This is a genomic window from Bacillus sp. FSL K6-2944, from assembly GCF_038005385.1.
GTDB lineage: Bacteria > Bacillota > Bacilli > Bacillales > Bacillaceae_G > Bacillus_A > Bacillus_A cereus.
In genome coordinates this window covers 437,444-444,992 of record NZ_JBBOTE010000004.1, presented here as the reverse complement: position 1 = coordinate 444,992, position 7,549 = coordinate 437,444, and the positions used below count along the sequence as shown (strand labels likewise).

Sequence of the window (7,549 nt, the reverse complement as noted above, 5' to 3'; positions counted from 1 at the left end):
TTTATCATTTTAGCCAAGAAGACTCCTTCCTCAAGGAACGCGAAGTTAGTAGGTGGGAGATGAATTGGCTTCGGACAAGGGATGGCAGGAAGCCATCTTAATTGTTCGACATACATAAACTGTTACTTCACTACCTATCGAACACATGTTTGTTGTATAATAGAAACATACCGAAATGGAGGTGAAATGAATGATGATTAATAAAGCATATAAATTTCGTATCTATCCAAATAAAGCACAAGCAACCCTAATCAATAAAACGATTGGCTGTTCTCGTTTTGTATTCAATCATTTCCTATCTCTATGGGATAATGCATACAAAGAAACAGGGAAAGGTTTGACATATGGTACATGCTCTGCCAAACTCCCTGCCATGAAGAAAGAGTTTGTTTGGCTAAAAGAAGTGGATAGTATCGCGATTCAGTCGTCTGTTCGCAACCTTGCGGATGCTTATACACGCCTTTTCAAAAAACAAAACAATGCCCCGCGTTTCAAATCTAAGAAGAACAACGTACAATCTTATACCACAAAACAAACAAATGAAAACATTGCCATTGTAGGAAACAAAATAAAATTGCCAAAACTAGGTCTTGTTCGATTTGCCAAAAGTCGTGAAGTAACAGGACGTATTTTAAATGCTACAGTTAGACGGAACCTTTCTGGCAGATACTTTGTGTCATTGTTAGTTGAAACAGAAGTGCAAGAACTTCCGAAAACAAACTCTTACATTGGAATGGATGTGGGACTAAAAGATTTCGCCATTTTGTCAGATGGAACAACCTATGAAAATCCGAAGTTTTTTCGATCATTAGAAGAGAAGTTGACAAAAGCACAGCGTGTTCTTTCTAGAAGAATGAAAGGATCTTCTCGCTGGAATAAACAACGAGTAAAAGTAGCTAGAATTCATGAATACATGACGAATGCTAGAAAAGATTACTTGGACAAAATCTCGACTGAAATCATCAAAAACCACGATGTTATCGGTATAGAGGATTTGCAAGTATCAAATATGTTAAAGAATCATAAGTTAGCAAAAGCAATTAGTGAGGTATCATGGTCTCAGTTTCGAACTATGTTGGAATACAAAGCAAAATGGTACGGCAAACAAGTCATTGTTGTATCGAAAACATTTGCTTCAAGCCAATTATGTTCTTGTTGTGGATATCAAAACAAAGACGTTAAAAATCTAAACCTACGTAAATGGGACTGCCCTTCTTGCCTTACAAACCATGATAGGGATATTAACGCAAGTATCAATCTAAAGAATGAAGCGATAAGGCTTCTAACCGCAAGGACTGTGGAGATAGCCTAATAAATTAGAGTTCGATAGAACTCTTTACTTAGGAATCCCCCTCTTCTAAACGAAGTGAAAGTGGGGGTAGTTCAATGAATGCATGTGTGTCCTATATCAAATTGTTTTGGTTATACCAATCCGGAACCTTAAAATTTTTATTAAGTTTCTTATTTGGGATAGATATACATATTAAGAATTTGAGAAATAATTATTTTATTATGATAGTTAAAAAGATGTATTTTTCAAGGGATGTACAGGTTCAAAGCCGGAAAGGTAAATTTTGAATAAATTGATATGTGGAAGGAGCTTTGCTTTTTAACGTTTCATTAGTTTGATCATTAAAATAATAATAGGCAAAGGCTTCGGCGAAATATTCTTCGGGGTAATAGTAATAAGAGTTGTTTGAAAAGGAAGCATATTCTTTAGCGTGAATTTTAAAAAATTCTTGGGAATAACTAATGTTTTGAAATACATAGTTATCAATAGCGTGAGCAGTTTCATGAAGTTCTAAATTTATAGAGGAATGCATATGCCCAGGGTTACTATAACCAATACGAGCGACCACAGGATTGCCTCCAATCCCAGGGACATCATCCCAAGTATACCCAGTTCCTTCCCAACCTCTGGGGATTTTTCCTCGTAGATAGGTGTATTCAGACAGATACGTAATAGGGAAATTAATAAGTTTAATACGTACATTTCTTGTATAGAGTGCATATAAAATATTGTTATTAATTTTGCTGATACGCTGAATCATGTATGATGCTTCTTGTTGATTATAATTGCCAGAAGTTTGTACAATAATAAGTTGTTGGAGAAAGTTTGAAGATATGATAGGCATTGTTTTTGGGGGAGTAAATAGTGATGGTGGCAATGTTTTAATATCTTTGTATAAAGCAGTAGTTTGTTTTTCCTCCGTATTTATATCAGTGTGAAGAGGAAATAATACAAGGAACATACATGTGATTTTTAAAAGGTAGTTTTTAGGGGATATAGTAATTCATCCTTTGCATATGATTTTGTTAAAACATTATATGAAGAAATTAAGGTATATGTGCTAAGTATATTAAAGGAAATTAACCCTTGAAAGTGAAGCATAATGTTTTGTGTATCCTATTTGATGAAAGGCTTGTTTTTTATCCATAAAAGGTCTGGTGGCCGTTGACTATCCCTGTTTTTGTTCTTTTAGTTGTTGAGATGTATTTAAAACTTTATAGGAGCGGGGAATTGCTGTTCATCTTACAGCTCTTCCCGAACGAAAGCCCCTCGCCTTTAGGCATGGGATGAAAATGAGGTTGGATACGGAGTACCACTAAAAATTGCAAGGTTCGTGGTACTTTAAGTATCCAAATTATAGGTAGTTTCTTTGGGTCTTTTTGTTGTAATTTTTCGAAAATAAATGATAATAGAAGAATGTTTCAAAGTGTTTGAGAGGAACATCTCCTCATCTCATGTAGTTGCAAAGTTTATGGACAAGTTCTTATTTTGTTTCTATTGCTAGAAATGCATCAAATGAACGATGCTGAAAATTAAAAAATAAGGGGATGAAACGTATGTCACAGACCCTAACAGTGAAAGTGAAATTGATTCTAACAAGAGAACAAATCCGTTTGTTGGAACAAAGCAGTCACGAATATATCAAAGTTATAAATACGCTTGTATCGGAAATGGTGGAAGCAAAGAAAAGTACGAAAAAAAGCACAAAAGATATGGAAGCAACTATCCCAAGTGCGGTGAAGAATCAGGCGATTCAAGACGCGAAAAGTTTGTTTGCTTGTTTAGTGCAAAATAAAAGTACAGAGTCGAGCAACGATTTTGTACATAGATAAAGTGCATAAAAAAAGGCTTGTCAGCTCTTAATAAATCCCTTACTGTTTTCGTTACCACACGAAACAGGAGGACTAGAAAGGATGCTAACAATGCCTGAAATTCATTATATCAAACATTTAAGAGAAAATGATGATTTAAGTATTTCTGAAATTGCAAGAAAACTAGGAAAGAATTGGAGAACTGTCAAAAAGTATGCTGATGAAGAAGTGTATCCTTCGGATACTGGTCCAGTTTGTACAAAAACAGGAATGATGTATGATAGTGAGTTTGGTGAAATTGTAGATTTATGGTTAGAGGAAGATAGTAAGCTTCGCCGTAAGGAACGAAGAACAAGTAAAAAGATATTTAATCAATTAAAAACAGAATATAAGTTTCAAGGTTCGTATCGAACCGTATGTGATTATATCCAACATCGAAGACCACAGATAAAAACAGCAAAAGAAAAACGTTACGAACGATTAGAACATCCTCCTGGAGAAGCACAAGTTGATTTTGGAAATATGACAGTTGTCAAAGATGGAGCATATAAAGATATTAAAGTACTATTGTTAAGCTTTCCCCATAGCAATACAGCATTTGCTTATCCATTACCAGCTGAAAATAAGGAATGCTTTTTAGAAGGCTTAAAACAGCTATTCCATCAAGCAGGTGGTGTACCAACACATCTTAGGATTGATAATCTATCCGCCGCTGTAATCACCATAGGAAAAGGTGAAAATCGTATTTATACAGAAGCGTTTTTACAATTTCAAATGCATTATAACTTTGAAACACAACCATGTAACCCTTATAGCGGGCATGAAAAAGGTAATGTTGAGCGTAAAGTTAGTTATACACGTAATAATTGGTTTACAACTTCACCGGTTATGGAAAGTTTTTCACAACTTGCACAGTGGCTAGAAGTACAAGCATTAGAGGATCAAAAACGACCGCATTATGATAAGAAAATCATGATAGAGGAGTTGTGGAATGATGATAAAAATGCATTAAAGCCATTGCCTTTAGAAGACCTATCGGTCTTTTCACTAGATACTACAACTGTAAATAAATATGGAGAAATTACAGTAGATCAAGAACGATTTGTTTTACGCAAAACAAATGTCAAACAAGTTATTGTCATAAAAAAAGAATGGGATCAATTTACATGTTTTACTTCTGAAGGAGAAGTAATCTTTAAAGAATATAGACCTTACATGCATACAAATAGGCCCATTCCTTGGGAAGAAATTTTTGAAGATTGGGAAAAGAAACCACGTGTAGTACGTTATTCAAGATATTTTAAATACTTACCTATGAGAGTTCAGGATTATCTCCTCTTCCAAACGGAAGAGCGTAAATCACGCTTAGTAGGGATAAAAAGATTGCTCAAAAAGTATTCTTTACAACAATTACATGTTGTTTTAGAAAATGAGGATTGGCTATCAAAAACCCCTTATGAACTTGATGGCATATTACAAGCGAAACAAGTAACTTATCCGCAGAAATGGGAAGAGAAACACACACCATCTGTTTTAGTGGATTATGAAACGGATTTAGAACAATACGATCGGAAACTCTGTCCAACTTTAGAGAGGAGTTCATTTTCACTATGATACACAGAAACCTACAAGAAGCTTGTAAAGTATTACATTTGAGTTCTATTCTAGAGCATTATGATGAAGTTGTATTTGAAAATAAAGAACAATTCTTACAGGATATTTTAAACTTAGAAATTGAAGCTCGACAAAGTAAAAAAGTATCAACTTTAATAAAAAAAGCAAAATTTAGAGAGTTAAAGTGGTTGAAAGATTATGAATGGGGTGAACAAATTCATTTACCTTCTACGACAAGCAAAGAACATATTAGTGAGTTGCGATTTTTTGAAGGAAAACAGAACCTTTTATTACTCGGATCTCCTGGAACCGGAAAAACACATTTAGCAACAGCTTTAGGTTTAAAGGCCTGTGAACAAGGATATCAGGTAAAGTTTTTTCGAGTAGCTGATTTAGTAGGCATATTAGAAGAAGCTTTAAAACAAGGGAATCTAACTCGTATAAAAAAACAAATTGAATCATGTGATCTCTTAATTTTAGATGAACTAGGTTATGTACCGTTTCAAAAGCAAGGAGCGGAGCTCCTATTCCATATTATTGCCGACTGTTATGAGCAAAAAAGTGTGATAGTTACTTCGAATTTAGAATTTGGTCAATGGAATCGTATATTTGGTGATAATCGACTTACTTCTGCATTGGTGGACCGTTTGGTCCATCATGCCCACATTATTGCATTTACGGGAGAAAGCTATCGTTTACGCAATGCGTTGTCTTCTGGAAACACTAAAATTACTATTTAAAAAATCGAGCTGCTAGCCTCTGCACTTTTCGCTGCAACTCTCTGTATTTTCTACTTGCACAAAACAGTTTGCTACAAAAGTAAAGAAAAGCAAGTATAAAATCATTCCGGTTTTAAAGAGACCTGTTTGTGTATGGAACAATCAAAATTACTCGTAACTACTCAGCCACCTTTCGGTGTCTTTTTTAAATTTTACTAGTTTCATATGCCTCCCATTTGTAAATACTGAGTATATCAAACAGGGGAGGTGAATCTTATGGTCGATCGAAAAATTATTTTAGATACATATAAAAAAGGACCTGAAGCTGTTATTTCTTTATTTGAAGAAACATTTTCTAAGTTAGAAAAACGTATACAAGAACTAGAAAATGCTTCAAAAAAAAACTCCAAAAATAGTCATAAGCCACCTTCTACAGATGGTTTGGGTAAGCCCGTTACAAAAAGTTTGCGCAAACCGTCTCATCGTCAAACGGGTGGCCAGTTGGGCCACAAGGGACATACTCTTGGTTTGACAGCGACTCCAGATCATACGATTACACATTCTCCTACATATTGTACTTGTTGTCATACTTCCTTGAACCACGAGCCTGTAAAAGGGTATCGCATTCGCCAAGTGTATGACTTACCACCTATTCAGATCGAAGTGACAGAACATAAAGTAGAACAGAAAGAATGCCCACATTGCCATTCTATCCAAGAAGCCCAATTTCCTTCGACAGTATCTCGTCCTGTTCAATATGGTCCAAATATAAAAAGACTGATTCCCTATTTAACGCATTATCAATGCATTTCTTTGAAGCGAACAAAAGAATTCTTTCAGGATTGTTTTGGACATTCTATAAGCGAAGGAACCCTGGTAAATCATACACAGGCTTTCGCTTCTCAATTGCAGCCATTCATAAAAGAAGTAAAGGAAAAGATTCTGCAGTCTCCTGTTGTCCATTTTGATGAAACTGGTATGCGTGTAGAAAACAAAACACAATGGTTACATACTGCCAGTACACCGGAGGTGACATTGCAACATATTCATCAAAAACGTGGAAAAGAAGCAATGGATGCTGGAGAAATCTTGCCATCTTTTTCTGGAATTGCGATGCATGATGGTTGGAAATCGTATGATGCGTATACAGATTGTCGTCACGTTTTATGTAATGCCCATCTCTTACGAGATTTACAAGGAATTATAGATAGTACTGGAGAACAATGGGCACAACAGATGCAGAAATTTCTAACGCAAGCGTTGACGATGAAAAAGCAATCCGAAGGTACCATGCCAAAAGCGACGCAAAAGAATCTGTTTATTATGTATCAATCCATATTGAAAGAACAACAGATTCTTTCCACGAAACAAAAGAAGAAAGGAAAGCAGACGCCTTCTCAAAATTTATGGAATCGCTTCGTCAAGTATTCTGACAGAATTCTAGCGTTTTTAGAACATCCAGCCATTCCATTTGATAACAATCAAGCAGAACGGGATATTCGGATGACGAAAGTAAAACAGAAAGTGTCTGGGACTTTCCGAAGTAAGAAAGGCGCAGAATCTTTTTGTCAGATACGAAGCTTTATGAGTACCATGAAAAAACAAAAACAATCGGTCTTACAAGCGATAAACCAAGTCATAGAAACTAGAACGGTTCCTTGGAATAACACGACTTCATAAGAGAATTTCTCTATTTGGCATAGATTCTTTCTCTGATTGGAGTATTTTCTTTTCATGTTTTCGAATCGGAAACATGTATTTGGCCTGTTTTTTTATTTGAAGAAGCTGAGTAGTTACAATCATTTGTTAGTATTGAACTTCTTATAGCACTCGCTACTGTACGCTCTTTTATAGAGTGATTACTAGCAAATCTTCTATTTCCATCACCTCGTGATTTTTGATGATTTGAGTAAAGGGCTCCTGAAAGTATTCGGATTTTATATGTTGGATTTGTTCATGAATACAAGAATTCCAATCGCTGTTCATACCAGTGTGCCCTACCCTTTGTATGTTTAGCCTCAAAATTTTTCTTCTCTCACAATCGAAATGGGGTGAAACGAACGAATGATGATACGTTTCGTATCTATCCAAATCAAGCACAAGCGACTCTAATT

The 7,549-nt window shown here is 35.3% G+C and carries 5 protein-coding genes and 2 pseudogenes; 6 read left to right on the top strand and 1 reads right to left on the bottom strand.

Annotated features, from left to right (window positions below):
- Positions 1-190: 190 nt before the first annotated feature.
- Positions 191-1,312, top strand: a complete 1,122-nt coding sequence (gene tnpB, locus MHH55_RS32520) for an IS200/IS605 family element RNA-guided endonuclease TnpB (RefSeq protein WP_340882145.1) — start codon at positions 191-193, stop codon at positions 1,310-1,312.
- A 241-nt stretch (positions 1,313-1,553) separates the two neighbouring features.
- Here tnpB and MHH55_RS32515 read toward each other — a convergent pair whose 3' ends face one another.
- A complete protein-coding gene (locus MHH55_RS32515) occupies positions 1,554-2,135 on the bottom strand; it encodes an anthrax toxin lethal factor-related metalloendopeptidase (RefSeq protein WP_340828774.1) in 582 nt (193 codons plus the stop codon).
- 712 nt (positions 2,136-2,847) lie between these two features.
- Here MHH55_RS32515 and MHH55_RS32510 point away from each other — a divergent pair.
- The 5 genes and pseudogenes from MHH55_RS32510 to tnpC form a co-directional block, all read left to right on the top strand.
- A pseudogene (locus tag MHH55_RS32510) lies at positions 2,848-3,090 on the top strand (RNA-guided endonuclease TnpB family protein); the annotation flags it as partial.
- A gap of 114 nt (positions 3,091-3,204) precedes the next feature.
- Positions 3,205-4,716, top strand: a complete 1,512-nt coding sequence (istA, locus tag MHH55_RS32505; RefSeq protein WP_078188121.1) for an IS21 family transposase — start codon at positions 3,205-3,207, stop codon at positions 4,714-4,716.
- Complete coding sequence (gene istB, locus MHH55_RS32500; protein ID WP_172404313.1) at positions 4,713-5,456, top strand: IS21-like element helper ATPase IstB; 744 nt, start codon at positions 4,713-4,715, stop codon at positions 5,454-5,456. Before istA ends, istB begins: the two co-directional genes overlap by 4 nt.
- 67 nt (positions 5,457-5,523) lie before the next feature.
- A pseudogene (locus tag MHH55_RS32495) lies at positions 5,524-5,610 on the top strand (transposase); the annotation flags it as partial.
- 101 nt (positions 5,611-5,711) lie between these two features.
- A complete protein-coding gene (gene tnpC, locus MHH55_RS32490; RefSeq protein WP_100910632.1) occupies positions 5,712-7,115 on the top strand; it encodes an IS66 family transposase in 1,404 nt (467 codons plus the stop codon).
- The last annotated feature ends 434 nt before the right edge of the window (positions 7,116-7,549 follow it).